Source organism: Rhizobacter sp. P2_G4, assembly GCF_056403575.1.
The window spans coordinates 70,590-93,030 of sequence record NZ_JBFUFG010000005.1; the positions used below are offsets into that span (position 1 = coordinate 70,590).

At 66.7% G+C, this 22,441-nt stretch carries 25 protein-coding genes; 8 read left to right on the forward strand and 17 right to left on the reverse strand.

Features of this window, described 5'->3' with window-relative positions:
- Window positions 1–3: 3 nt before the first annotated feature.
- Window positions 4–312 (forward strand): 2Fe-2S iron-sulfur cluster-binding protein, encoded by a 309-nt coding sequence (locus AC1DYS_RS19205; protein WP_477902053.1) that lies wholly within the window; start codon window positions 4–6, stop codon window positions 310–312.
- Here the strand turns inward: AC1DYS_RS19205 and AC1DYS_RS19210 are convergent.
- Entirely contained in the window at window positions 306–1,535 is a 1,230-nt protein-coding gene (locus AC1DYS_RS19210; protein ID WP_477902055.1) for a tetratricopeptide repeat protein, read from the reverse strand. The two genes, AC1DYS_RS19205 and AC1DYS_RS19210, sit on opposite strands and share 7 nt — an antisense overlap.
- A gap of 74 nt (window positions 1,536–1,609) precedes the next feature.
- Complete coding sequence (locus AC1DYS_RS19215) at window positions 1,610–2,218, reverse strand: histidine phosphatase family protein (RefSeq protein WP_477902057.1); 609 nt, start codon at window positions 2,216–2,218, stop codon at window positions 1,610–1,612.
- 123 nt (window positions 2,219–2,341) lie between these two features.
- Between AC1DYS_RS19215 and AC1DYS_RS19220 the strand changes: the two genes are divergently transcribed.
- Together AC1DYS_RS19220 and AC1DYS_RS19225 are read left to right on the forward strand one after the other, a co-directional pair.
- Window positions 2,342–4,042, forward strand: a complete 1,701-nt coding sequence (locus tag AC1DYS_RS19220) for an MBL fold metallo-hydrolase (RefSeq protein WP_477902059.1) — start codon at window positions 2,342–2,344, stop codon at window positions 4,040–4,042.
- Window positions 4,039–4,242: a hypothetical protein gene (locus AC1DYS_RS19225; protein ID WP_477902061.1), complete on the forward strand. Its 204-nt coding sequence runs from the start codon at window positions 4,039–4,041 to the stop codon at window positions 4,240–4,242. Before AC1DYS_RS19220 ends, AC1DYS_RS19225 begins: the two co-directional genes overlap by 4 nt.
- Window positions 4,243–4,322: 80 nt before the next feature.
- Here AC1DYS_RS19225 and AC1DYS_RS19230 read toward each other — a convergent pair whose 3' ends face one another.
- Together AC1DYS_RS19230 and AC1DYS_RS19235 are read right to left on the reverse strand one after the other, a co-directional pair.
- Complete coding sequence (locus AC1DYS_RS19230; protein ID WP_477902063.1) at window positions 4,323–4,979, reverse strand: class I SAM-dependent methyltransferase; 657 nt, start codon at window positions 4,977–4,979, stop codon at window positions 4,323–4,325.
- A gap of 10 nt (window positions 4,980–4,989) precedes the next feature.
- Window positions 4,990–5,724: a siderophore-interacting protein gene (locus tag AC1DYS_RS19235; protein WP_477902065.1), complete on the reverse strand. Its 735-nt coding sequence runs from the start codon at window positions 5,722–5,724 to the stop codon at window positions 4,990–4,992.
- Between the two features lie 142 nt (window positions 5,725–5,866).
- Here AC1DYS_RS19235 and AC1DYS_RS19240 point away from each other — a divergent pair, with 142 nt between their 5' ends.
- A complete protein-coding gene (locus AC1DYS_RS19240; RefSeq protein ID WP_477902067.1) occupies window positions 5,867–6,259 on the forward strand; it encodes a MarR family winged helix-turn-helix transcriptional regulator in 393 nt (130 codons plus the stop codon).
- Here the strand turns inward: AC1DYS_RS19240 and AC1DYS_RS19245 are convergent.
- On the reverse strand, window positions 6,248–6,919 hold the full coding sequence (locus AC1DYS_RS19245; protein WP_477902069.1) for a glutathione S-transferase family protein: 672 nt from the start codon (window positions 6,917–6,919) through the stop codon (window positions 6,248–6,250). The two genes, AC1DYS_RS19240 and AC1DYS_RS19245, sit on opposite strands and share 12 nt — an antisense overlap.
- A 74-nt stretch (window positions 6,920–6,993) precedes the next feature.
- On the opposite strand from AC1DYS_RS19245, the gene AC1DYS_RS19250 reads away from it, so the two are divergent.
- Window positions 6,994–7,881, forward strand: a complete 888-nt coding sequence (locus AC1DYS_RS19250; RefSeq protein WP_477902071.1) for a LysR family transcriptional regulator — start codon at window positions 6,994–6,996, stop codon at window positions 7,879–7,881.
- Between the two features lie 15 nt (window positions 7,882–7,896).
- On the opposite strand, the gene AC1DYS_RS19255 is transcribed toward AC1DYS_RS19250, so the two are convergent.
- From AC1DYS_RS19255 to AC1DYS_RS19270, 4 genes are all read right to left on the reverse strand, one after another.
- Window positions 7,897–8,148, reverse strand: a complete 252-nt coding sequence (locus AC1DYS_RS19255) for a hypothetical protein (protein ID WP_477902073.1) — start codon at window positions 8,146–8,148, stop codon at window positions 7,897–7,899.
- An 83-nt stretch (window positions 8,149–8,231) separates the two neighbouring features.
- Window positions 8,232–8,639: a hypothetical protein gene (locus AC1DYS_RS19260; RefSeq protein WP_477902075.1), complete on the reverse strand. Its 408-nt coding sequence runs from the start codon at window positions 8,637–8,639 to the stop codon at window positions 8,232–8,234.
- An 80-nt stretch (window positions 8,640–8,719) separates the two neighbouring features.
- Window positions 8,720–9,646 carry a flavin-nucleotide-binding protein gene (locus AC1DYS_RS19265; protein WP_477902077.1) on the reverse strand — a complete coding sequence of 309 codons (927 nt, stop codon included), beginning with the start codon at window positions 9,644–9,646 and terminating at the stop codon, window positions 8,720–8,722.
- Between the two features lie 2 nt (window positions 9,647–9,648).
- Window positions 9,649–10,275: a glutathione S-transferase family protein gene (locus tag AC1DYS_RS19270; protein WP_477902079.1), complete on the reverse strand. Its 627-nt coding sequence runs from the start codon at window positions 10,273–10,275 to the stop codon at window positions 9,649–9,651.
- 111 nt (window positions 10,276–10,386) lie between these two features.
- Between AC1DYS_RS19270 and AC1DYS_RS19275 the strand changes: the two genes are divergently transcribed.
- Window positions 10,387–11,331 carry a LysR family transcriptional regulator gene (locus AC1DYS_RS19275; protein ID WP_477902081.1) on the forward strand — a complete coding sequence of 315 codons (945 nt, stop codon included), beginning with the start codon at window positions 10,387–10,389 and terminating at the stop codon, window positions 11,329–11,331.
- A 38-nt stretch (window positions 11,332–11,369) separates the two neighbouring features.
- Here AC1DYS_RS19275 and AC1DYS_RS19280 read toward each other — a convergent pair whose 3' ends face one another.
- From AC1DYS_RS19280 to AC1DYS_RS19295, 4 genes are all read right to left on the reverse strand, one after another.
- Window positions 11,370–12,107: a helix-turn-helix domain-containing protein gene (locus AC1DYS_RS19280; RefSeq protein ID WP_477902083.1), complete on the reverse strand. Its 738-nt coding sequence runs from the start codon at window positions 12,105–12,107 to the stop codon at window positions 11,370–11,372.
- 89 nt (window positions 12,108–12,196) lie between these two features.
- Complete coding sequence (locus AC1DYS_RS19285; RefSeq protein WP_477902085.1) at window positions 12,197–13,336, reverse strand: epoxide hydrolase family protein; 1,140 nt, start codon at window positions 13,334–13,336, stop codon at window positions 12,197–12,199.
- A gap of 115 nt (window positions 13,337–13,451) precedes the next feature.
- Complete coding sequence (locus AC1DYS_RS19290) at window positions 13,452–15,284, reverse strand: diguanylate cyclase (RefSeq protein ID WP_477902087.1); 1,833 nt, start codon at window positions 15,282–15,284, stop codon at window positions 13,452–13,454.
- A gap of 51 nt (window positions 15,285–15,335) precedes the next feature.
- Window positions 15,336–16,172 carry a PPK2 family polyphosphate kinase gene (locus AC1DYS_RS19295; RefSeq protein ID WP_477902089.1) on the reverse strand — a complete coding sequence of 279 codons (837 nt, stop codon included), beginning with the start codon at window positions 16,170–16,172 and terminating at the stop codon, window positions 15,336–15,338.
- A gap of 187 nt (window positions 16,173–16,359) precedes the next feature.
- Between AC1DYS_RS19295 and AC1DYS_RS19300 the strand changes: the two genes are divergently transcribed.
- Window positions 16,360–17,049, forward strand: coding sequence for a hypothetical protein (locus tag AC1DYS_RS19300; RefSeq protein ID WP_477902091.1), 690 nt, complete (start codon window positions 16,360–16,362; stop codon window positions 17,047–17,049).
- Window positions 17,049–17,816, forward strand: coding sequence for a type III pantothenate kinase (locus AC1DYS_RS19305; RefSeq protein ID WP_477902093.1), 768 nt, complete (start codon window positions 17,049–17,051; stop codon window positions 17,814–17,816). The genes AC1DYS_RS19300 and AC1DYS_RS19305 overlap by 1 nt, the downstream gene beginning before the upstream one ends.
- Before the next feature lie 119 nt (window positions 17,817–17,935).
- On the opposite strand, the gene hslU is transcribed toward AC1DYS_RS19305, so the two are convergent.
- From hslU to dksA, 4 genes are all read right to left on the reverse strand, one after another.
- Window positions 17,936–19,279 (reverse strand): ATP-dependent protease ATPase subunit HslU, encoded by a 1,344-nt coding sequence (gene hslU / locus AC1DYS_RS19310; protein WP_477902095.1) that lies wholly within the window; start codon window positions 19,277–19,279, stop codon window positions 17,936–17,938.
- Window positions 19,276–19,824, reverse strand: coding sequence for an ATP-dependent protease subunit HslV (gene hslV, locus AC1DYS_RS19315; RefSeq protein ID WP_047488875.1), 549 nt, complete (start codon window positions 19,822–19,824; stop codon window positions 19,276–19,278). Before hslV ends, hslU begins: the two co-directional genes overlap by 4 nt.
- A gap of 70 nt (window positions 19,825–19,894) precedes the next feature.
- The gene (locus tag AC1DYS_RS19320) at window positions 19,895–21,607 is read right to left on the reverse strand and encodes a hypothetical protein (protein WP_477902097.1); all 1,713 of its coding nucleotides are present in this window, start codon (window positions 21,605–21,607) and stop codon (window positions 19,895–19,897) included.
- Between the two features lie 22 nt (window positions 21,608–21,629).
- A complete protein-coding gene (gene dksA, locus AC1DYS_RS19325; protein WP_477902099.1) occupies window positions 21,630–22,124 on the reverse strand; it encodes an RNA polymerase-binding protein DksA in 495 nt (164 codons plus the stop codon).
- Window positions 22,125–22,441: the final 317 nt, after the last annotated feature.

The following is a 22,441-nucleotide window of genomic DNA, read 5'->3' on the forward strand; positions in this document are numbered from 1 at the left end:
CCGATGAGCGAAACCGGTGACGCAATGCACTACTTCGTGAGGCTGGTCGAACTCGGGCGCGGCTTCGAGGCGCCCGCGGGCCAGCCTCTGCTGCGCTCGGCGCGCGAAGCCGGCGTGGTGTTGCCCAGTTCGTGCCGCAACGGCACCTGCCGCGAGTGCCTGTGTCGTGCGGTCGAGGGCCGCGTGAGCTACGCGATCGAGTGGCCCGGCCTGAGCGCCGACGAGAAGCGCCAGGGCTTCATCCTCCCCTGCGTGGCGCGGCCCGAGAGTGACCTGGTGATCGAGGCACCACGCGCACGCCCGGCTCAATGAGGCCGCGCTCGCTGGGCAAGCAGGCCGCGGTAAAGGGCCAGCTGCCCGTCGCGGCGCGCGGCTTCGATCAGCGTCAGGTCGATCACATCGCGCTGCGCGTGGCTGCCGCCGAAGCGGTGGGCCTGGCCAAGCAGCGGCCGCAGCAGTTCGACGCAGCGTGCGTGGTCGGCGCGGCCGAAGGCCCACAGCGCTTCGCACAGCGGCTGGCCGACCTCGCGCGTGAACATGGCGTTGTCGCCGGGTGCAACCAGAGCGGCCTGTTGCGCCGCGAGCAGTGCCTCGGCATCGGCATGCCGCTGTGCGCCGACGAAGGCCATCATCGCGTGCGCGTCGTTGAAGGCGTAGTGGCCGCCGTCATGCGCCAGCGGCAGCCAGCCGTCGGCCACGGTCTGCCAACGCTCGCCCACGTCGACACCACGCAATTGCAGGCGCCACAGCAGCGCTGACGCATCGACGAGGTCCAGCGCCAGCGGCGAGCGCGCGCCGTGGATGGGTCTGTCGAACAGCGCGAGCACCTCGTCGGTTTGATTCAGGCCCAGGTGGTAGAGCGCGAGGTGCCACCAGTTGTGCACCGCCATCGCATTTTGCTGCGACCAGTGCGGCTCGCGGCTGCGCATCCATGCGATGCCGTCTTCCCGGCGGTTCTGCATCTCCATCACATGGGCCACCGCGTGGTGGGCCCATGCGTTCAGCGGTTCCAACTCAAGTGCCAGGCGACCCGCGCGCTCGGCGGTTGCGTAGTCGGCGGTTTCTTCCAGCCCGAAGGCGTGCATGCCGAGCAGCGCGTGGTGGCCGGGCATGCCGGGCGACCACTGCGGCAGCGCTCGCGCGATGCGGTCGCGCAGCATGCGTGCATTGCCGGTGTAGAAGTCGATCAGGTGGCCTGCCTGCAGGGCCAGCGCGTCGTGCGGATGGTCGAGCGACAAATCTTCGAGCACGCGTGCCGCGGCGTGCCAGCGACCATGCACCAGGTGCTCGACGGCGGCCAGATGGCCTTGCTCGTTGGCCGTTGCGGATTCGCGCGAGGCCTGCTCCAGTGCCTGCCGGCCGACGGCCACCGCGGCGCGTTCGGTGCTCAGCAGGTACATGTAGGCCAGCAGCATGTGGCCCATCACGAAGCCGGGCTGCGCTGCGAGTGCCTCGTTGACGCTCGACACGGGGTCGCCGGTGAAGCACTGGAACTCGTGCAGCGCGCGGTCGTAGGCGGGTTGATTGGCACTCATGAGGGCTGCTCCGTCGTCAAGGTGAGTGGCCCTGATACATCGCGAAAGAGCTGCATGTCAATCCCCCACACCCTTCAGCCGCCAGAGAGACTGCCGTGCTTGTGCTGCATGCTGTCGACGAGGTGGCGCGTGCAATCGAGCAGCTCCACGCCGTGCGGCGCATGGGCCGCGACGATGGTGACCGAGGTGTTGCCGATCTTCAGCGGAAGGCTCTCAGCCGACGACAGGTGGTTTGCGAGCAAAGCGCGGATCACGAGGCCATGTGTCACCACGGCGAGGCTGCCTGGCAACGCAGCGCGCAGCGCGACGACGTGCGCGAAGGCCTGTGCCACACGCGCGTCGAACTCGGCTGCTGATTCACCGCCCGGCGGAGCATCGCTCATGGTTAGCGGGTTGAAGCCCAGCGTGTCGTAGGGCTGGCCGCGCAGGTCACCGAAATTGCGCTCGTGCAGCAGCGCAGTGGTCGAGATGGGGAGGCCGGTGGCCGCAGAGATGGCCTGTGCGGTGCTCAGCGCGCGCGGCAGGTCGCTGCTGACGATGCCGGCCACTTGCAGGCCCGCCAAGCGCTTGGCGACGGCCTCGGCCTGGGCCAGGCCCGTCGCGCTGAGCGGCGTGTCGGCAGGCTGCAGTGTGCGGGCCACGTTGAGCGGTGTCTCTCCGTGGCGCACGAGAATGATCGACATGGCTTTCGCTTTCGTTGGGGCGACGCAGCACCATTCTCGAACCTTGCCAGCAACCCCGCCGCCACCTTGGCGACGCGGGAATGCCAGACTTGCGGCCTTTCGCCGAATCGCCACAGTGATGCCATGAACCTGCACGAAGCCACGCCCCTGGACCACAGCACGGCCGATCGCCCACCCCGGCCTGCCGCCACGCTGGTGGTGGTGCGCGACGCGCCTGGTGGCATGCAGGTGCTGCTGCTGTGCCGCGCCGAGCGTGGTGACCACAACAGCGGGGCCTGGGTCTTCCCCGGCGGCACCGTCGATCCGGCCGACCGGCAATGCCATCGGTACTGCGACGGCATCGACGATGCGGCGGCGAGTGCGAAGCTGGCCCTGCCCGAAGGCGGGCTCGACGCATACATCGCCGGCATCCGCGAGTGCTTCGAAGAGTGCGGCCTGCTGTTCGCCACCGATGCCGGTGGCCGGCTGCTGAATCTGCAAGGTGAAGCCGGCGAACGGCTCAATGCCTGGCGCGGCCCGCTGCACCACGGCGAGCGCACGCTGGCCGAGCTGTGCGAGTCGCAAGGCCTGCGGCTGGCCGTGAACGAACTCGAATACTTCAGCCACTGGGTGACGCCGCTTGGCCGCGCCAAGCGCTACAACACCCGCTTCTTCGTGGCCGCTGTGCCGCCTGCGCAGATGGCCGAGCACGATGGCGCGGAGATGGTGGCAATGGAGTGGTTGCGGCCGAGCGAGGCGCTGGCGCGCAGCGATTCGCTCAAGCTGATGGGCCCGACGCGCGCCACGCTGAGTGCGATTGCGCGTTTCGAGAGTGCCCAGGCGTTGATGGCGTGGGCGCGCCAGCCGCGCGAAGTGAGCCTCATCAACCCGCGCATCGGGAACGGCAGCCAGGGCCTGCGGCCGGTGCTGCCGAGCGAGTTCGCTTGGGCCGAGATGGGCCGCATCGACCCGCTGGGCCATGGCACGGCGTCGTACGAGATCGTGCCCGGCCGTGCGGTGAAATTGTCGGCGCACGTGATCCGCGTCACTGCAGCCAACGCCAGCGTGATGACCGGCCCCGGCACCAACACCTACCTCGTCGGCGGTGGCGCACTCAATGAATGGGCCGTGATCGACCCGGGCCCCGCGTTGCCCGAGCACATCGAGGCGGTGCTGAAGGCCGCGCCCGGCCGCATCCGCTGGATTCTTGCGACCCACACGCACCTGGACCATTCGCCCGCAGCCGTGCTGCTCAAGCAGCACACCCACGCCGAGGTGCTGGGCCGCCTGCCCGACCATCCGCACAAACAAGACGGCAGCTTCGCGCCCGACCGAGTGCTGAACGACGGCGAGCGGCTCGAGGTGTGCCCGCAGGCCACGCTGCGCGTGATCCACACGCCGGGCCATGCGTCCAATCACCTGTGTTATCTGCTGGAAGAAGAGAAGACGCTCTTCACCGGCGACCACGTGATGCAGGCATCCACCGTCGTGATCAACCCACCCGACGGCGACATGGCCGCCTACATCGCGTCGCTGCGCGGCCTGCTGCACGAAGACATCGAATGGCTGGCCCCCGGCCACGGCTTCCTGATGGCGCAGCCGCACAAGGCCATGCAAGCCGTGATCGACCACCGCCTGAAGCGCGAAGGCAAGGTGCTGCAAAGCGTGCGCGAACACGGCCCGGCCACGCTGGAGCAGTTGCTGCCCATCGTCTACGACGACGTCGACCCGCGCATGCTGCCGGTGGCAGCAAGGTCGCTGCTGGCGCACCTGGGCAAGCTGGTGGTGGATGGCGTGGCGACCGAGACGGCCGGGCAGTGGCGCGTCGCGGCCCAAGGCCTGTGAGCACCTCGCTGCTCGTTCTCGGTGTGATCTTCGGCTCAGTCGGCCTGGGCTACTTTCTGTACGGCAAGAAGCAGCGAGCGGTGGTGCCGCTGGTCAGCGGCCTCGTGCTAATGGTGGTGCCGTACTTCATCTCCAACACCATCGTTCTCGTCGTCGTGGGTGTGGTGATCTCGGCGATCCCGTACCTCATCCGGCTGTAATTCGCTCGGTACCCCGGTGAGCCCTGTCAACACCCGACGCACCGCTTGCTCACAACCTTACCCACACACTTGTCCACAGCTCAGCGCTTGCGGGCGAGCGTGACGCCGTCGCTGAAGGGCAGCAGCGAGAGGTCGATGCGTTCATCGCGGTGCAGCTTGGCGTTGAGCGCCTGCAATGCAGTGGTGTCCGGGTCTTTCAGTGGCTTGGCGACGTCACCACCCCACAGCGTGTTGTCGATGGCGATGAGCCCTCCAGTGCGCAGGAGCTGCAGGCAGCGCTCGTAGTACGCGTCGTAGCTCGACTTGTCGGCGTCGATGAACGCGAAGTCGTACTGGCCGGCCTCGCCGGTGGCCAGGCGGGCGTCGAGCGTCTTCAGTGCGGGTGCAAGTTGCAGGTCGATCTTGTGCGCCACGCCGGCTTGCTGCCAGAAAGGTTTGCCGATGCGCGTGAAGTCGTCGCTGATGTCGCAGGCCAGCAGCTTGCCGTCGTCGGGCAAGGCGAGCGCCACACTGAGCGCGCTGTAGCCGGTGAAGACGCCGATCTCGATCGTGCGTTTGGCGCCCAGCAGCTTGACCAGCATCGCCATGAACTGGCCTTGCTCGGGTGCGATCTGCATGCCGGCATGAGGGTGCCGGGCCGTGGCTTCGCGCAGGGCCGTCTGTGCGGGGTGTTCGCGCAGCGAGTGGTCGAGCACGTACTGGTACAGGGTGTCGGTGAGCTTCAGGGTGCGGTTCATGGGGTGCCTCTCAGTTCAGGTTTTCGTGGTGTGCGGTGGCGCCGCGTTTCCAGTACGCCGCGGCGCGGATGGCATGACGATCGTGGCCTTTCTCGTCGACCAGCACGCGGCGCAGCGTGGCCATGGCTGCGGCCTCGCCGGCGCACCAGGCGTAGCCTTCGCCGGCGGGCAGCGGCAACGCGCGGATGGCGGCGATGAGCGCATCGGTGTGGTCCACCCAGTTCACCTGCAGGTCGGCTGCGCTTTGAAGCGTGCGGCGATCGGCCGGGTCGCGCACCTGCAGCACGGCAATGGCCTTGGTATCGGCCGGCAGTTCTTCGAGCCGGCGGGCGATGGCGGGCAGGGCGGTTTCGTCGCCGACCAGCAGGTGCCATTCGTAGTCGGTCGGGATGATGAAGGAGCCGCGCGGGCCTGCGATGGTGGCTTGCGACCCGGGCACCGCCTGCGCGGCCCAGCGCGCGGCGGGGCCGGTGGAGTGCAGGTCGAACTCCAGGGTGAGTTCGCGAGCGGCAGCGTCGTGCAGCCGCGGCGTGTAGTCGCGCATCACCGGCTCGGTGGCCGTGGGAAGGATCAGCTTGATGTGGTCGTCGAACGAGGCGCTGATGAAATCGGCCAGCGACTCGCCGGCAAAGGTGACGCTGCGCACGTTGGGGCTGATCTCGTTGACGCGCACGACCTTGAGCTCGCGGCGCTTGATTTCGTGCTGCACGCGTTGAACGCGGCGTGTGGACGTTTCGGTGCTCATGGCGGTGTGCTCTTTCAAATGGTTGACAATATCTCCCATCATGGTGAAATCGAATGACAATGTCAACCAATCTGGCAAAGGCCGGAAGGGTGACCACAAAGAAGACCGCAAAGACGAGGTGCTGGACCTCGTCCACACGGTCATGCATCAGTACCGCTCGCAGCAATACCAGGTGCTGCGCGACAGTCCGCACGACATCACTCACATGGAAAGCAAGGTGCTCGGCTACATCGGGCACCACCCCGGCGCTACACAGAGCGAGCTCTCGCAGCACAGCGGACGCGACAAGGCGCAGCTCGCGCGGCTGATCAAGGGCCTGCGCGACCGCGAGCTGCTGGCGGGCGAAGTGGGAGAAGAAGACCGGCGCAGCGTGAAGCTGACGCTCACGCCGGAAGGCGAGACGGTGCTTCGCACGCTGAAGCAGCAGGCGCGGCGCTTGAACGCCAAGGCGGTGTCGGGCATGAGCAGCGCCGAGGAGGCGCAGCTGATTGCGCTCTTGCAGCGCGTGAGGGCGAACCTCGATTCAGCCGACTGACTCCGCAGCGCTCATGCGCCGAGACAGTGCGGACTTGCGAGCACGCAGAAAGCCGTTCAGGCGCTCGAGGTAATCGCGCTTCACCGCTTGGCGCACCGACGGGCGCTCTGACAGTTGAGTGCGCCATGCGGCGAGCCGCGGCAGCCCGGTGAAGAAGCCGAAGTCGTCGATGGCGTCGAACGCATCGAAGTACCTGAAGACCGGGCCGAACACCGCGTCGACGATGCTGAAGTGCCCGCCGTCGAAATACGGCCCGTCACCTAGCGCGGCTTCAAGCTGCTCGAATCGTGCGCGAATCTCGGTGGCACGCGCTTGCAGTGCAGTCTCGTCAGGCGCGGCGTAGAAGGCCCCGATCGTGTTCAGCACCGAGGAGCCGAACTCCATCCACGCGCGGTGCCTTGCCCGCTGCAGCGGGTCTTGCGGGTGAAGGCGCGGCACCAGTGTGTCGTCGAGGTATTCGCAGATGACGGCCGATTCGAAGATCGCTTCGTCGTCCACAAGCAGCACGGGCGTCTTGCCAAGCGGCGAGATCTTGAGGAACCAGTCGGGCTTGTTCGCGAGATCAATGTCGCGCCGTTCGTACGCGACGCCTTTCTCCTGCAGAACGATGGCGGCGCGTTGCACATACGGGCACAGCGGGTGGCTGATGAGGGTGAGCATGGTGCTTTCCAAAGACAGTGGTGATGGCTGAATTTATGATTGCGCCAATGCATTGAAAATAGGCGTGGCTGCAAATGTCGAATGCAAAGGCGCAATACAAGATCGACGCTGCCGATCTGCAGACGGTGCTCGCGATGGTTCGCGCCGGCACGCTGGCCGGTGCCAGCGAACGGCTGGGCGTGGATGCGTCGACGGTGTTCCGTTCGCTGCAGCGCATCGAGCGCGGTTTGGCCCAGCCTCTGTTCGAGCGCTCGCGGGCCGGCTACCTGGCGAGCGAGCTGGCGCAGTCACTCGCCGAGCATGCGGAGCAGCTCGAGGTGGCGCTGGAGTTGGCCCGCTCGGCGGCGCAACTGCGGCCCGAGCAGGTGTCGGGCACGGTGCGCATCACCACCACCGACACGGTGCTGCATGGCCTCGTGGCGCCGGCGCTGAAGGGCTTGCAGGCCTCACACCCGCTGCTGGCCTACGAGCTGCACACCGGCAACGAACTGGCGAGCCTCACGCGGCGTGATGCCGACATCGCGGTGCGCGCGACCAAGCGCCCGCCGCAGCACCTGGTCGGCAAGCAAGTGGGGCCGATCCGGGTGGCGATGTTCGCGTCGAAGAAGGGGCCGATCAAGCGCTACGAAGACATCGAAGCCGGCAAGGCCGCGTGGATCGCGCCGGACGACGCGTTGCCCGAGCACCCATCGGTGGTGTGGCGGCGCAAGTACTTTCCTAAGGTGGTGCCACGCTACCGCGTCAACAGCATCCTGACGGTGATGGACTTGGTGGCGCAGGGGCTCGGCGTGGGGCTGCTGCCGATGTTCGTCGCACGGGGCCGCGCGGATTTGCTTCAGCTCACCGAGGTGATCGATGAGTGCCAGACCGAACTCTGGCTGCTGACCCACCCGGAATCACGCCATCTGCGACGGGTGTCGACGGTATATGGGCATTTGTCTCGTGCCTTGGTGCTGGAGTGAACCAGCGGCGGCGACTCAAGCGATGAACAGGTCGACGCCGCGGGCGCTGGCCGGTCGGGGCTTGCGGCGGCGCTCGGTGGGTGCCTGTGGCACAGCGTCAGCCGGCGTCAGCGCCTTCAGCAGGTCGGCAGCCACGGCCTCGCCGCTCTCGAAGTTCACGGCGCGACGCGAAGCACTTGCCGTCCGCTGTACGGCGGCTGGCTGTGCGGATACGGGGGCAGATGCGGAGGCAAAGAGTTCGCGGGGCAGGAAGAGGGCGTCGCTCATGGCATCTCCGGAGGGCAGTTGACTGAGAGCGACTGTGTTCCCCCGCCGTTGGCCCCACGTTTCACCGTCGCCCGCGCTTTGTTTCATTCGTTTCGCGGCTTGGCGAGGTTGCCGCCGAACAGCGCCGCGGGCACGGCGACGATGTACGAGATGGCGTCGACCCAGCCCGGCACATCGCTGCCGAGCAGCAGCTCGAGCACGATGCTCAGCGCGATGCCGAGCAGCCCGATGGCCAGTGCATTGAAGTAGGGGTAGCCGCGCGCGAGGCGGGCCGCGACGTAGCCACCGATCACGGTCGTGATCGCGTCCAGGAACAACAGCACCAGCAGGAAATCGGTGTGCTGCAGCAAGGCCGCCGAGACCTGCTCGGGGCCCATGTTGCTGTCCAACTCGCTGCTGAAGGCGGCGGTCACCAGGCTGGAGCCGACGAGGCCGAGCAGCAACGACAGCAGCATGGCGATGAAGACCGCCTTGGGATCGATTCTCTTCATGGGCTCGCCGCGGCGCAGGGATCGGGCCGCAAGCATAGCCGCAGGCGGTGCGCCGGGCCGCCGTGTGGTGATCGCGTCGATCAGGTCGCCTGGCTGAACTGCGGCGCGTACTCGGGCGGCGTCCATCGCAGCGGCAGCGCGCGTTCGCGCAACCGACCTTCGTCCACCGTGAAGCGGATCTCGCGCTGGCCATCCTGCTCGCCCCACACGATTTCCGTGGTGCCGGTCAGGTGCAGCAGGTCGCCGGTCTCAGGGTCGATGAACAGCAGTCCGGCGTACGGGTGCGCGGCCAGGTTGCCCAGCGTGTTGAAGAAGTTGTTGCCGCGGTAGTCGGGGATCGTGAGCACGGTGGCGCCCTCGGCGCTGTCGCTTGCGCGAACGAAGCCCGGCAGGCCGCCGCGGTGCGACACATCGACGCCCTCGGCCCCGGCATGGCCACGCGCCTGGGGCGTGGCCGAGGCGATGAAGAGCGTGTCGGCCTGGCTGACCAAGCGGCGTGCCTCGGCGCTGAGTTGGGCGCGCTCGATGCGGGCCGGGGTCGGTACGCCGCGGTCAACCCACCGCGGCTCACGTGCCTGGATGTACTTCGGGCAGTTGCCGAAGCTTTGGTCCACCTCGACCGCGAAGCCTCGCGATTCGATGGCCACCACCGTACCGTTCATGCGGTTGCGACGGCGCGTGTGCGGCTCCAGGCCGAGCAGGCCGAGCGGTTGGTCGACGTGCAGCGACAGCGGGTCGCCCGCACCGGGCAGCGCGCGGATGACGAGGTGCCGTGCGTCCGGGGCGCGCACGAAACGAGGTCGGCCGGCGAGCACCGAGGCCCAGGGGCGGCGCTGTGCGTCCAGGCTGCCCACCAGTAGCGTCGGCAGCTTCTCGAACAGCTCGGCGTGCTGCTCGGGCATGGCGTCGCGGATCACGTGCTGCATCACGTAGGCCGAGCGCTCGTGCACGCCCGCGCGCAGCTGTACATCGCGTTCGCCGGAGTGGACGGTGTTGTTCGTGTCCATGGTCAGGCGAGCGCCTTGTTGCGCACCATGCCGATGAAATGCGGCAGCGCTTCGATGCGGTCGAGCCAGGCCCGCACGTGCGGATAAGGCTGCAGCGAGACACCGCCTTCGGGGGCGTGGGCGGTGTAGGTGTAGAGCGCGATGTCAGCGATGGTGGCGTGTGCAGCGGCGAGGAAAGGTTGCGTGGCGAGGTGCGCATCCATGCGCGTGAACAACGCGCTGGCGATGTCGCCGCAACGCGGGTCTTGCGGCCGCCCGAACAGCACGTTCACGCGCGCGTTGCCGGGGCCGTTGAGCAACTGGCCGGCAGCCACCGACAACCAGCGCTGCACTTGCGCCGCGCCAATGGCATCGCGCGGCAGCCACCAGCCGGCCTCGTCGTAGCGGATCGCGAGGTAGGTGAGGATGGCGTTGCTGTCGGCGATGGTGGTGTCGCCGTCCTGGATCACCGGCACCTGGCCGAAAGCGTTGAGCGACAGAAACTCAGGGCGCTTCTGCTCACCTTTCGTGATGTCGATCTCGATGGCTTCGAACGGCAGTTCGAGCAGCGACAGGAAAAGCCGCACGCGGTGCGCGTGGCCGGAGAGCGGGTGGTGGTACACACGAATGGGAGCGGTGGGCGTTGGCATGGCGGGGTCTTTCGAGGTGGCGATGAGAAGACTCGACCTTAGCCACCGCGCCGCGAAAACAGAACGCCCGCGCCGCGCACTTGATAATTCCGCGCAGAGGAATACACGCTCATGGACAAGCTGGAAGGCATGCGAATCTTCGTGGCGGTGGCCGACGCCCGCGGCTTCGCGCCGGCCGCGCGGCAGCTCGGCATGTCGCCGCCGGCGGTGACGCGCGCGATCGTCGCGCTCGAAGCGCAGGTCGGCGTGCAGCTCCTGCGGCGCAGCACGCGCACGGTCGCGCTGACGGAGGCGGGAGCGCGCTTCCACGCCGACTGCAAGCGCATCCTGGTCGATATCGGAGAGGCCGAAGCCTCGGCCAGCGGTGCGCACGCGTTGCCACAGGGGCTGCTGTCGATCACCGCGCCGACGATGTTCGGCCGCATGCACGTGGCACCGCTGCTGCTAGGCTTTCTGGCGCAGCACCCGCAGGTCACGGCGCGCAGCCACTTCAGCGACCAGATCGTGCACCTGCTCGACGAAGGCTTCGACCTCGCACTGCGCATTGCCCACCTGCCCGACTCGGGGCTCACTGCGGTGCGCGTGGGCCACGTGCGCCGCGTGGTGATCGCGTCGCCGCAGTACCTGGCCGAGTACGGCGTGCCGCGTCGGCCGGCCGATCTGGCGCAACACCAGGCAGTGGGCTTTTCGCAGCACGGCGCCACCGAGGCGCGCTGGGTCTTCTACCCGCCGGGCGGCAAGGCGAGCGTCGACGGCGAGGTGGGGCACCCGCAGGTGCGGCTGGTCAGCAATGGCGGCGAGACGTCGATCACGGCAGCGCTGGCGGGCCATGGCCTGGCGCGGGCGCTGTCGTACCAGGTGGTGGACGATGTGCTCGCCGGGCGTTTGCAGCTGGTGATGGTCGACCACGAGCCACCGCCCATCCCGGTGCAACTGGTGTCGGCCGATGGCCGCAAGGCGGCTGCCAAGGTGCGTGCGTTTGTCGACTTTGCGGCCGAGCGTCTGCGCGCCGAGCCGGTGCTGAATGGCAGCCTGGTATGGCCTGACTCGCCTTGATGTCGGCGGCGTATTGGCTGGGCAATGCCGGCCGATGGCTATGAGTCGCCGGTGGTATTCCCCGGCATGGCTGGCGCGTTCGGGTCGCGGATGTCGGCTGCGGATCGTGAGTTCCGAACGATCTGTCCCGGTGTGCGCCCGACGATGCGTTTCAGCGAATTTGTCAGGTGGGCTTGGTCGGCGAAGCCGAGGTCGGCTGCCACGGAGGCAGGCGTCTCGCCGGCCTCCAGCCGCCTGACCGCATCGCTTGCACGCATCACCTGCTGGAAGGTCTTGGCACTCAGGCCGGTTACGTCGGCGAAATGGCGCTGCATCGTGCGGTCATCGAGTTGTTGTAGCTCGCCGTCGAGGGCACGGCGCACCACACGATCACGTTCGATGAGTCCGCGTGATGCCAGCTGGCGAATGAACTGCTCGGCGTTGTCGAAACTCGGGACTTCCAGCCGGTCATTGCCGACCCAGAAACTCTGGCGCCCGGCCAGTGGCCGCACCACACCCTGGTGGGCCGTCATGCGGCCCGGCAGTTGCGGCATGTAGACCTCGGGCCGGAACGCAATGCTCAGCACGCTGTCGCCCGGCCCCCAGTCGGCCACCACCGGGGTGGCGATCTGGCCGGTTTGCAGCACCAGCAGTTCGTCGTGGCGCCAGATGAAGATCATGTCCCACGAGCCGTCGGGTGCGGCAAGCTCCTGCGTCGCAGTTTCGTAGCGAACGCGGCGGATCCTGGTCGCAAAGGTGCTGTCGGCGGGGCGCTCTTCCTCGCTCATCGAACTCATGGCGGTGGGCAGTCCTGTTGTTCCGGCGGCCCCACGCTATCAGAGAACGGGTGCCGCACCCAGTAGGCACGGCACCGAAGGGGTTCGACTCAGGCTCTGGCGAGTTGGCCGAAGAAGCGCCGCATGTCGTCGACGAGCAGTTCGGGAACCTCTTCGGTGGCGAAATGGCCGCCGCGCGGCATTTCAGTCCACTGCGTCAGCTGGGTGTGCGAACGCGCCGCAAAGCTGCGCACCGAGCGGAAGTCCGATGGGAACGAGGCCACTGCCGTCGGCACGTGATTGGGCAGCTCGCGGTAGCCTGCGCCGGTGCGCGCGTTCTCGAAGAAGAATTCGGCGGCCTGCCCGCCAGTGCCGGTGAACCAGTAGATCGACACATGGGTCAGGAAGCGGTCGCGGTCGATCGCCGTGGCCGACTCGCCTTCGAAACCAACGAACAGCTCCGCGTTCCACGCCAGTTGCGCGACCGGTGAATCGTGCAGGCCGAAGGCGAGCGTGCCGGGGCGTTTGGACTGGATGTCGGCATAGCCGTTGTACTTCATGAAGCGCCCGAGGTTGGCGAGGCCGGCCTGCTCGAAGGGTGACAGCGCATTCATTTCGCCTTCCGCTCCGCTGGGGAAGGCGAAGATCTGCTGCAGGTGAACGCCGGCCAGACCGGTCGGCTTCAAAATGCCCAACTCGCGCCCGACCAGTGCGCCTGCGTCGTTGCCCTGCGCGCCGTAGCGGGTGTAGCCGAGGCGCGTCATCAGCGTGTGCCAGGCGGCGGCCGTGCGCGCGGCGTCCCAGCCCGGGCCGGCCAGCGGCGTCGAGAAGCCGAAGCCGGGCAGCGAAGGAATCACCAGGTCGAAGGCGATGTCCGGATTCAGCCCATGGGCGCGCGGATTACTCAGCGGGCCGATCAGGTCCAGGAACTCGGCCACCGTGCTAGGCCAGCCGTGGCTCAGGATCAACGGGAAAGCGTTCGACTCGGGCGACTTGATGTGCAGGAAGTGGATGGTCTGGCCATCGATCTCGGTCAGGAACTGCGGGTGGCGGTTGAGTTCGGCTTCGTGAGCCCGCCAGTCGTACTGATGGGCCCACTGCTCGGCCAGTTCGCGCACCAGGGGCATCGCCTGACCGCGGCTCCAGTCTTGGGTCAATGCCAGAGGCCAGCGTGTGCTGTTCAGGCGTGTGCGCAGGTCGTCGATCTGCGATTGGGGAATGTCGATGCGGAAAGGGCGAATGGTGTTCATGGGGTCATCTCCGTCGTGTGGGGTTGGGACGGAGATGACTATCCCGCGCGAGCGCCTGCGGGTCTTGTAAAAAACCGCCAGCGCGCCACCCCGCTGCGCGACCGGCTTGTTGTGCTCAGCTCTGTTCGAACTCGGCCGCCGCCCGGGGCGCGTCGGCCCACAGCACCTGGTTGCGCCCGCTGCGTTTGGCGTGCAGCAGGCGGTCATCGGCGGCCTTGAGCAGGCTCTCCATCGAGTCGACCTCGGCGATGGAGTCGGCCACGCCGGCCGAGAAGGTGTTGTTCGTCAGCGAGCCGCTTTCGAAGTGGAACGACTTCGTGCGCCAGGCGTTCAACAGGTTCGTCACCTTGCGTTGCGCGGACTGTGCGTCGCTGCGCGGCATCAGCAGGCAGAACTCTTCGCCACCGAAGCGGAAGGCGATGTCGCTTTGCCGCGAGTTCTCGTTCAGCAGCGAGCCGAAGGTGGCGAGCAGGGTGTCGCCGGCCACGTGGCCGTGGCGGTCGTTGACCATCTTGAAGTGGTCGAGGTCGATGATGGCGACCGCCAGCGCCTGGCCATCGCGCTGAGCCAATGCCAGCATCTGCGGCAGCACGTCGTTGAGGTGGCGTCGGTTGAACAGGCCGGTGAGAAAGTCGCGCGTGGCCTGCTGCTCCAGCTCGGCCTGCAGCGACTGCACCTCATCGATCTTTTGCGACAGCCGCTGGTTGATGGCCTCGAGCTCTGCGCGGGCGCGCTCGGTGGCGCGGCGGCGCGCCTCGATCTCGTCGAGGTTCTGCTGCAGGCGGCGCAGTTCGACCTGCAAGGACGCGGCCTGGTAGCGAGCGCGCGACGCCTGGTTGCCGCGCTCGACGTGCAAGCGCTGCCAGGTGCGCAGCGCCTCCAGCGCTGGCGCTGAATTGCCGAGGTGCTGGTGCGCATCGGCCAATGCCTGATAGAACAGGCAGCGCACGCGCAGGCTCAAGCCTTCGCTCTCGTCGTTGACCACCGAGGGCTCGGCTTCCACCAGCAGGGCGAGTGCCTCGGCGCAGCGGTCGTCGATGGAGAGCATCTCGGCCATGGCCACCACCAACGTGATGCGCTCGTCGGGCACCTTGAGCCCGGTGTTGTCCAGGCGGGCCTTCTCGACCAGCTCGCGGCCGAGTGCCGTTTCGCCGGCGCGCAAGGTCGCGAGTGCCAGGGTCTCGAATTCGGCATTGGTGCGGCCGCGGCCGCTTTCGTCGTGCGGCAGTTGCAGCAGGCGCTGGATGTCGGGCACGGCCTCCTGCGAGCGGTCGAGGCCGGTCAGGCAGATCACGCGGTTGATCAGCAGCACGCTCAGCAGGCGTGCGTTGCTGAGGGTCGTGGCGCGGCGGATGCCTTCTTCGATGTAGCTCAGCGCCTGGTGGTGGTCGCCGAGCTGGATCAGCTCGTGCGCGAGGTTGCAGTACAGCACCACTTCGAAGCCATAGCCGCGTGTCGGCCGCGCCTCGTGCAGCGCCTGGTACATGTAGGCAAAGGCCTGCTCCGACTGGCCCAGCGACGAATAGCAGCCGGCGATCACGTTCAGCAGCATGCCGAGCTCGTCGCGCTTGAGCACGCTCAAGCCTTCTGCCCGCAGCGGCATCACGCGTTCCAGCGAGTCACGGTACTTGGCTTCGCGCCACAGGCAGCGTGCGATGCCCACCTCGGCCAGCAGATGACCGGCCCGATCCTTCGTCACCGCGAAACAGCGCTGTGCAGCCGACAGCTCCTTCGACGCTTCGTGCGGCGTCGAGTACCAGATGAGGTGCAGCCCGCGCACCAGACGCGCCCAGCCTTCGGCGGCGCGGTCCTTGGTGACGAGCGCCTTCGCCAGTGCCTCGTCCGCCAGCGCGATGCAGCGCTGGGAGTCGCGGTATAGCAGCTTCCATGCACGGCGTGCCGACCCCAAAGCCGGGGAGGCTTGTGGCGATGCGGATGGCAGCTTCATGGGGCCGGATTCTCACCGCTTTCGGAGGCGGGTCGATGACCGGTTTGCCGATCAGGTGATCTTGATCTTCTTCAGCGCCGGGTCGTCCGGCGGGTACTTGAGTTTCAGCGAGGTGAACATCTGCTTCATCACCGTGGCGATCATCAGGTTGCGGTGGGTCTTGGAGTCGGCGGGCACGATGGTCCACGGCGCCCAGGGCGTGCCGGTGGCCGAGATGGCAGCGGCGTAGGCTTTCTGGTAGTCGTCCCACTGCTTGCGCGCCTCGATGTCGCCGACGGCAAACTTCCAGCGCTTGGTCGGGTCGTCCAGCCGGTCTTGCAGCCGTTCGCCTTGCTCTTTCTTCGAGATGTGCAGCATGAACTTGCAGACCACGGTGCCGGTCTCGGTGAGCATGCGCTCGAAGTCGTTGATGTGGGCGTAGCGCTGTTTCGTCTGTTCGGGCGTGATCCAGCCTTTTACGACCGGCACCAGCACGTCTTCGTAGTGGCTGCGGTTGAAGATCGTCACCTCACCGCTGCCGGGCACCTGCTGGTGGATGCGCCAGAGGTAGTCGTGGGCCCGCTCGGGCTCGGTGGGCGCCTTCCAGCTGACCGTGTGCACGCCGAGAGCGCTCATCTGGCCGAAAACGCCGCGCAGGGTACCGTCCTTGCCGCTGGTGTCGGTGCCCTGCAACACCACCAGCATCTTGAAGCGGCGGTCGGCGTAGAAGAGGTTCTGCAGCTCGTCGAGCTCTCGGGCCAGCGCTTCGACAGCGGCTTTGTCGGCCTGCTTGTCGCCGCTGGAGTAAGGCTTGGCTTCCGGGGCGATGCCCGCCAGATCGAAGTCAGCGGGCTTGTCGCCGGCTTTGGCGTGCTGGTAGGCCTTCAGCTCAGGGGTGGGTACGGCCACGGCAGACTCCCGAAATGTTGATTGACGTATTCGTCAACGGCGAGTGTAGGACGGCGGTTGGCGCCCCCTCTGTGCAGGGGACGGGCGCAGGTGTTACGAGCCCTCGAAAACCCTGTTTGGCGGCACAATCGCCACGTATATGGGCTCGCTCGCCGAGACCGCACAGAAAGTATCAGGAGCAACCCGCGTGGCTACGATCAACGTTCCCATCAAGACACCCGAGGCGGTGGCTGAGCTGAGCAGTCGCCAACGCAAGCTGAGTCAGCGTCACCGCACCGTGCTGTTGCTGGTCGATGGCCGCCGACCCGAAGACGAGGTGCGGCAATTGGCCGTCGCCGCCGGCTCGCCGGAAACATGCTTCGACGAGTTGCTCGACCTGGGCATGATCTCGCGCCCCGCGCCGCTGGAACCCGAGCCGCCGCCCCCGCCGAAGAGGGCTGCGGCCAGCCGCCCGGCGCCGTTGCAAATGGCACCGCAAGAAATTCCGCAAGAGACGCTCGCCCCAGATTCGGTGGTGAGCGCGTTGCCGCCTTCGCTGAGCCTGCAACCTGAGTCGCATCTCGACTCGTCGGTGAATGAGCTGGCGGGCGCGGCGATGGACGCGCTCGAGTCCGAGCCGTTCGACGACCAGGACGCAGCGCTGGAAGAAGCGCGTGCCATCTTGTTGCGTGCGGTTCGTGCCGAAGCCCCGGTGGCGGGTTCGCTGACGATGATGCGCCTGCGCCGCGCCCGCACGCGAGAAGACATTGAGAGCCTGCTGGAAGAGGTCGAATCGCGCATCTTCAAGCCCTTCAAGGGCCTGTGGGCGTCGCAGACCATGGCCCGCGTGCGCGAGCTGCTGTCCACGCCCCCTCCGCTCTCGATACCCTCGTCCTGATGAGCTTCCTGGCCGTCGACGTCGGCAACACCCGCCTCAAGTGGGCCTTGTACGCTTCGCCGCAACCGGGTGCCACCGTGATGGCCCATGGGGCGGCCTTTTTGGAAACCATCGACCAGCTTGCCGAAACCGACTGGAAGAGCATTCCCGCGCCCTCCAGCATGCTGGGCTGCGTGGTCGCCGGCGAGGGGATCAAGCGCCGTGTCGAAGAACAGCTCGAGCTCTGGGACATCGACCCGCGCTGGGTGGTTTCTTCGGCCCACGCCGCGGGAGTGACGAACGGCTATGACCACCCCAACCGCCTTGGTGCCGACCGGTGGGTCGCGCTGATCGGCGCCTGGCATCTGGTGTGCTCACGCGGGAAGCCGCGACCGGCGCTGGTGGTGATGGTGGGGACCGCGGTGACGGTGGATGCACTGGACTCGACCGGCCAATTTCTCGGCGGACTGATCCTGCCCGGCTTCGGCGTGATGCAACGCGCGCTCGAGATGGGCACGGCCGGCCTCAAGGTGCCGACCGGCGAGTTCGTCGACTTTCCCACCAACACCAGCGATGCGCTGATGAGTGGTGGCACCAATGCCATGGCGGGTGCGGTGGAACGCATGCACCGCAAGCTGCAGGCACGCACTGGCGAGGAGCCGGTGCTGTTGATGTCGGGCGGCGCATCGTCCAAGCTGTCGGCCATCACCGACCTGAAATTCGAGATGGTCGAGCGGCTGATCTTCGACGGGCTGCTGGCGCTTCAATCGCACCGCCTCGCACTTTGATCAGCCCCCCAGTCGCTATCGCTCCTGCCCCCAAGGGGCGCCGCCTGGCGGCCCGGCAAAGCCGGTTCCGCTGGCGTGGCTTGAGGTGGCACTTCGCTGCGCTGGTGCGGGCTCGTCGGCTATAGGATGTAGCGCGACAGGTCTTCGTTCTTGGCGAGTTCGCCGAGCTTCTTGTCGACCTCTGCGGCGCCGAGTGCCACGGTTTGGCCCGACAGGTTCGGCGCGTCGAAACTCACTTCATCGAGCAGACGCTCCATCACCGTCGACAAACGCCGTGCGCCGATGTTCTCGGTGCGCTCGTTCACATCGAACGCGATCTGCGCCAGCCGGCGAATGCCGTCGGGCGCCAGCTCCAGCGTCACGCCTTCGGTGGCCAGCAAGGCCTGGTACTGCTTGACCAGGCTGGCGTGCGTCTGCGTGAGGATGGCCTCGAAATCGTCGACGCTGAGCGAACTCAGCTCGACGCGAATCGGGAAACGCCCTTGCAGCTCTGGGATCAGGTCGCTAGGCTTGCTGAGGTGGAAGGCGCCCGACGCGATGAAGAGAATGTGATCGGTCTTCACCATGCCGTATTTGGTGTTCACCGTGGTGCCTTCGACCAGCGGCAACAGGTCGCGCTGCACGCCTTGGCGCGACACGTCGGCACCACTGCCTTCGGAGCGCGAGGTCACCTTGTCGATCTCGTCGAGGAAGACGATGCCGTTCTGCTCGGTGTTGGTGAGCGCGCGGGTCTTGATCTCGTCTTCGTTGACGAGCTTGGCGGCTTCTTCGTCGGTCAGCAGCGTCAGGGCTTCGGTAATCTTGACCTTGCGTTGCTTGCGCTTGCCACCGCCGAGGTTGGCGAACATGCCCTTGAGCTGCTCGGCCATGTCATCCATGCCGGGTGGGCCCATGATTTCCAGCGTGGGCTTCGGGTCGGCAACCTCGATCTCGATCTCTTTGTCAGCTAAGGCACCTTCTCGCAGCCGCTTGCGCATCACCTGGCGCGCGGTGTTGTCAGCGGGAGGCGCTGGAGGCGACAGGCCGAAATCACTGCCGGTGTGCCGCGGAGGCGGCACCAGGATGTCGAGCACGCGGTCTTCTGCGGCGTCTTCGGCGCGGCTGCGCTGGCGCCGCATGGCGAGCTCACGCTCCTGCTTCACCGCCATGTCGACCAGATCGCGAATGATGGTGTCGACGTCCTTGCCAACGTAGCCGACCTCGGTGAACTTGGTGGCCTCGACCTTGATGAAAGGCGCATCGGCCAGCTTGGCCAGGCGGCGCGCGATCTCCGTCTTGCCGACGCCGGTCGGGCCGATCATCAGGATGTTCTTGGGGGTAATCTCGCCGCGCAGGGCTTCGTCGACCTGCTGCCGGCGCCAGCGGTTGCGCAGTGCGATGGCGACTGCGCGCTTGGCGGCCTTCTGGCCGACGATGTGGCGGTCGAGTTCGGAGACGATCTCCTGGGGGGTCATCGAACTCATGTCGCCGTTCCGTTCAGGGTTTCGATGATGTGGTTCTGGTTGGTGTAGATGCACAGGTCGCCTGCAATCTCGAGCGATCGCTTGACGATGTCTTGCGGCGCCATGTCGGTGTGCTGCAGCAGCGCGCGGGCGGATGCCTGCGCAAAAGCGCCGCCCGAGCCGATGGCAACGATGCCGAGCTCAGGCTCGAGCACATCGCCGTTCCCGGTGATGATCAAGGAGGCTTCCTTGTCGGCGACAGCCAGCATGGCCTCGAGCCGCCGCAGCACGCGGTCGGTGCGCCAATCTTTCGTCAGCTCGATGGCCGCCCGCACCAGATGCCCTTGATGCTTCTCCAGCTTGGCTTCGAAGCGCTCGAACAAGGTGAACGCATCAGCGGTGGCGCCGGCGAAGCCAGCGAGCACCTGATCGCGATAGAGCTTGCGCACCTTGCGGGCCGTCGCCTTGACGACGACGTTGCCGAGCGTCACCTGCCCATCGCCACCGATGGCGACCACATTGCCGCGGCGCACGCTCAGAATGGTCGTGCCGTGATATTGATCCATGGGAGTCAGATTCGGGCGAAGCCCGCGGGTTCAAGTCGACGAGAAAGAGAAAGCTGCGGGATCGGTCAGATCAGACCACGCGCACCTTCACCTTGGCGTGCTCGTTGATGCCCATCGCGCCGAAGAACAGCGCCACCAGGCGGTGCGAGTCGGAGAAGGTCACCGAGCGGTTCTCGCTGCGGCGGGCAAGCACCCAGTTCAGGAGATCGCCGGCGGCAATGAAGTCGACACGAATCAGGCGAGCGCACGACACGTTGACGATGTTCGCCGTGCCGAGCTCGTCGTTCATCTTGGTCAGCGTAGCGCTGATGTCACCCACCAACTGGCCAGACAGTTCTACGCGGGCCACCTGCACCTGCGTCGAGCCGGGCTCGTCGGTGATCTGCGATTCCTGGAAGCTGGTCGACACATCGCTGATCAGCGACATGGGCGGGGATTGTGTGCTGACACTGGCGCCGCTGATGCGGGCCTGGCACTTGGCCGGTTCCCATGACGGCGGCGAGACTTCGTAGGTGACGCAGTAGTCGATGGCGGCTTCGTCGAACTGGTCCGGGCGGTTGGCCATGCGCAGCACGTCGAGACGCAGCTGCCAGAACACCGGGTCCGCATCGCGCACGCCGGTGGGGGCGGCGTCCTGCAGGATTTCGATCAGGCGTTCCCCGCTCAGCCAGCGCATGTCCAGCGTCTGCGGGATCCAACCACGGAACAATTCGCTCAGGCGGGCGCTGCCCTCGGCGTCGATGTTTTTCAGCGCGCTCCAGTCGAAGACCCACGGCAACGGCATCTGGAGCGTCTGCGAGCGCAGCTTGGCAACGGCTTCAGCGTCGATGCTGGATGGGCAGACCCAACCGACCTGGCCGTCGACGCGGGCGCGCGGCTGGCGCTCCTCGCTCGCGGCCTCGGCCACCATCTTGGGCATGGAGAACCATTGCGGCGCAGACCAGCCGAACTGCTGGGCGTAGTCGATCGCCAGGCTTTCGAACTTGTGCTGCTGACCGATGGCGCGGTACAGGTCGAACAGCGCCAGCCAGGTTTCGGCATGCTGGGAGCGGCCACCGCCAGCGCCGGTCAGTCCCGCGAGGGATTGCTCGCACAGCTCGAAATCGGCATTGGCGAAAGCGATGACGGCTTCATCGAGGTCCGGGTCGTGGGCCACTTCACTCAGTTCGGCGAACTGGCTGCCCAGCGCCGCATTGCCTGCGTCCAGGTCGAGTGGTGCCAAGGGGGAGAGGCCTGCACCCTGCGACATGCTCGCAGGCGCTGCAGCAGGTGTGTTGACCCCGGCTTTGAGAACCGGGACAGCAGCCGATGGCGGTCCCTTGATGCTTTCGTCCGGCCGAGTGCGCGCGTAGCCCATGGCGGCGGGCTGAGTCGGTGCTTCGTAAAACGCAGGAGTGCGGCGCGGAGAAGGGGAGGCCAGGCCATCACCCACCATCTGCTGCTCGATCTCGTCGATCTTGGCCTTGACGCCGCTGTCGGGCTTGGCGCCGCTTTCCTGCATGCGGGCTTCGGAGTCGTCGAGCCGGGACGAGCCGCCTAGAGCCGCCAACTGTTCACCGGTGAGCCCCTCGCGGCGAACCTTGCGCAGCATGTCGAACTCGCGCTTGCGCACGAAGTCGTTGCGCCGCTTGCGCTCGATCATGGCCTTCAGCTCGGACTTCGCGTATTCGCTTTCGCGTGCGTCTTCCGCGGGCACGCCGAGCTGTGCCCAGTCGGTGGCCGGGTTGGCCACGAACTTGACAACCTTACGGAAGAAGCTGCTGCTGTCTTTCGGATCCGCCATGCTGAAGAGTGTGCGCAGGCAATCAGTCGCCGAACATCTTTTGCTTCAGCTCTCGCCGTTGCTGCGCTTCGAGGGACAGTGTAGCGGTCGGGCGGGCGATCAGGCGACCCAGGCCGATGGGTTCGCCAGTTTCGTCGCAAAAACCGTAGTCACCGGCATCGATGCGAGCGAGCGATTGCGAGATCTTTTTCAGCAGTTTGCGCTCACGGTCGCGCGTCCGCAGTTCGAGGGCGTGCTCTTCCTCGATGGTCGCGCGGTCGGCCGGGTCCGGCACGATGGACGTGTCTTCGCGCAGGTGCTCGGTGGTTTCGCCGGCGTTGCTCAGCAGGTCGTCCTTGAGCGTTTGCAGCTTGGCACGGAAGAAGTCGAGCTGCTTCTCGTTCATGTACTCGCTGTCGGGCATCGCCAGCACTTCGGCTTCGCTCAGGTCGCGGCCCGCCTTGGTCTTCCAGGCATTGGCCAGCTTGGGGTCGGCCTTGTGTGCTGTCTTGGTGATGTCGACCAGCATCGAGTTCATCTGACGTGTCGGCGGCCTCGGGGGGGCAAACCGGTCAGCAAAACGGGATGTGGCGGGAGGGATGGGGGCCGGCGAAGATGCCGCTGCCGAGGCGCGGGCGGCTGCCGAAAGCTTCGGTTGGGGCACTTTGACAGGCTTGGTAGCCACCGGTGCGGGTGCGGGTACGGGAGTTTTGGTCACGGCAGATGGTTGTACGGGTACGGGCGCTGGCACCGCTTTGGCCACGGGCTTGGCGGGAGCTGATTTCACTGGGACTGCAGGTTTCGCTGCGGGCTTGGCCACGGGGGGCACGGCCTTGGCGTCGGGTTTTGCAGTCT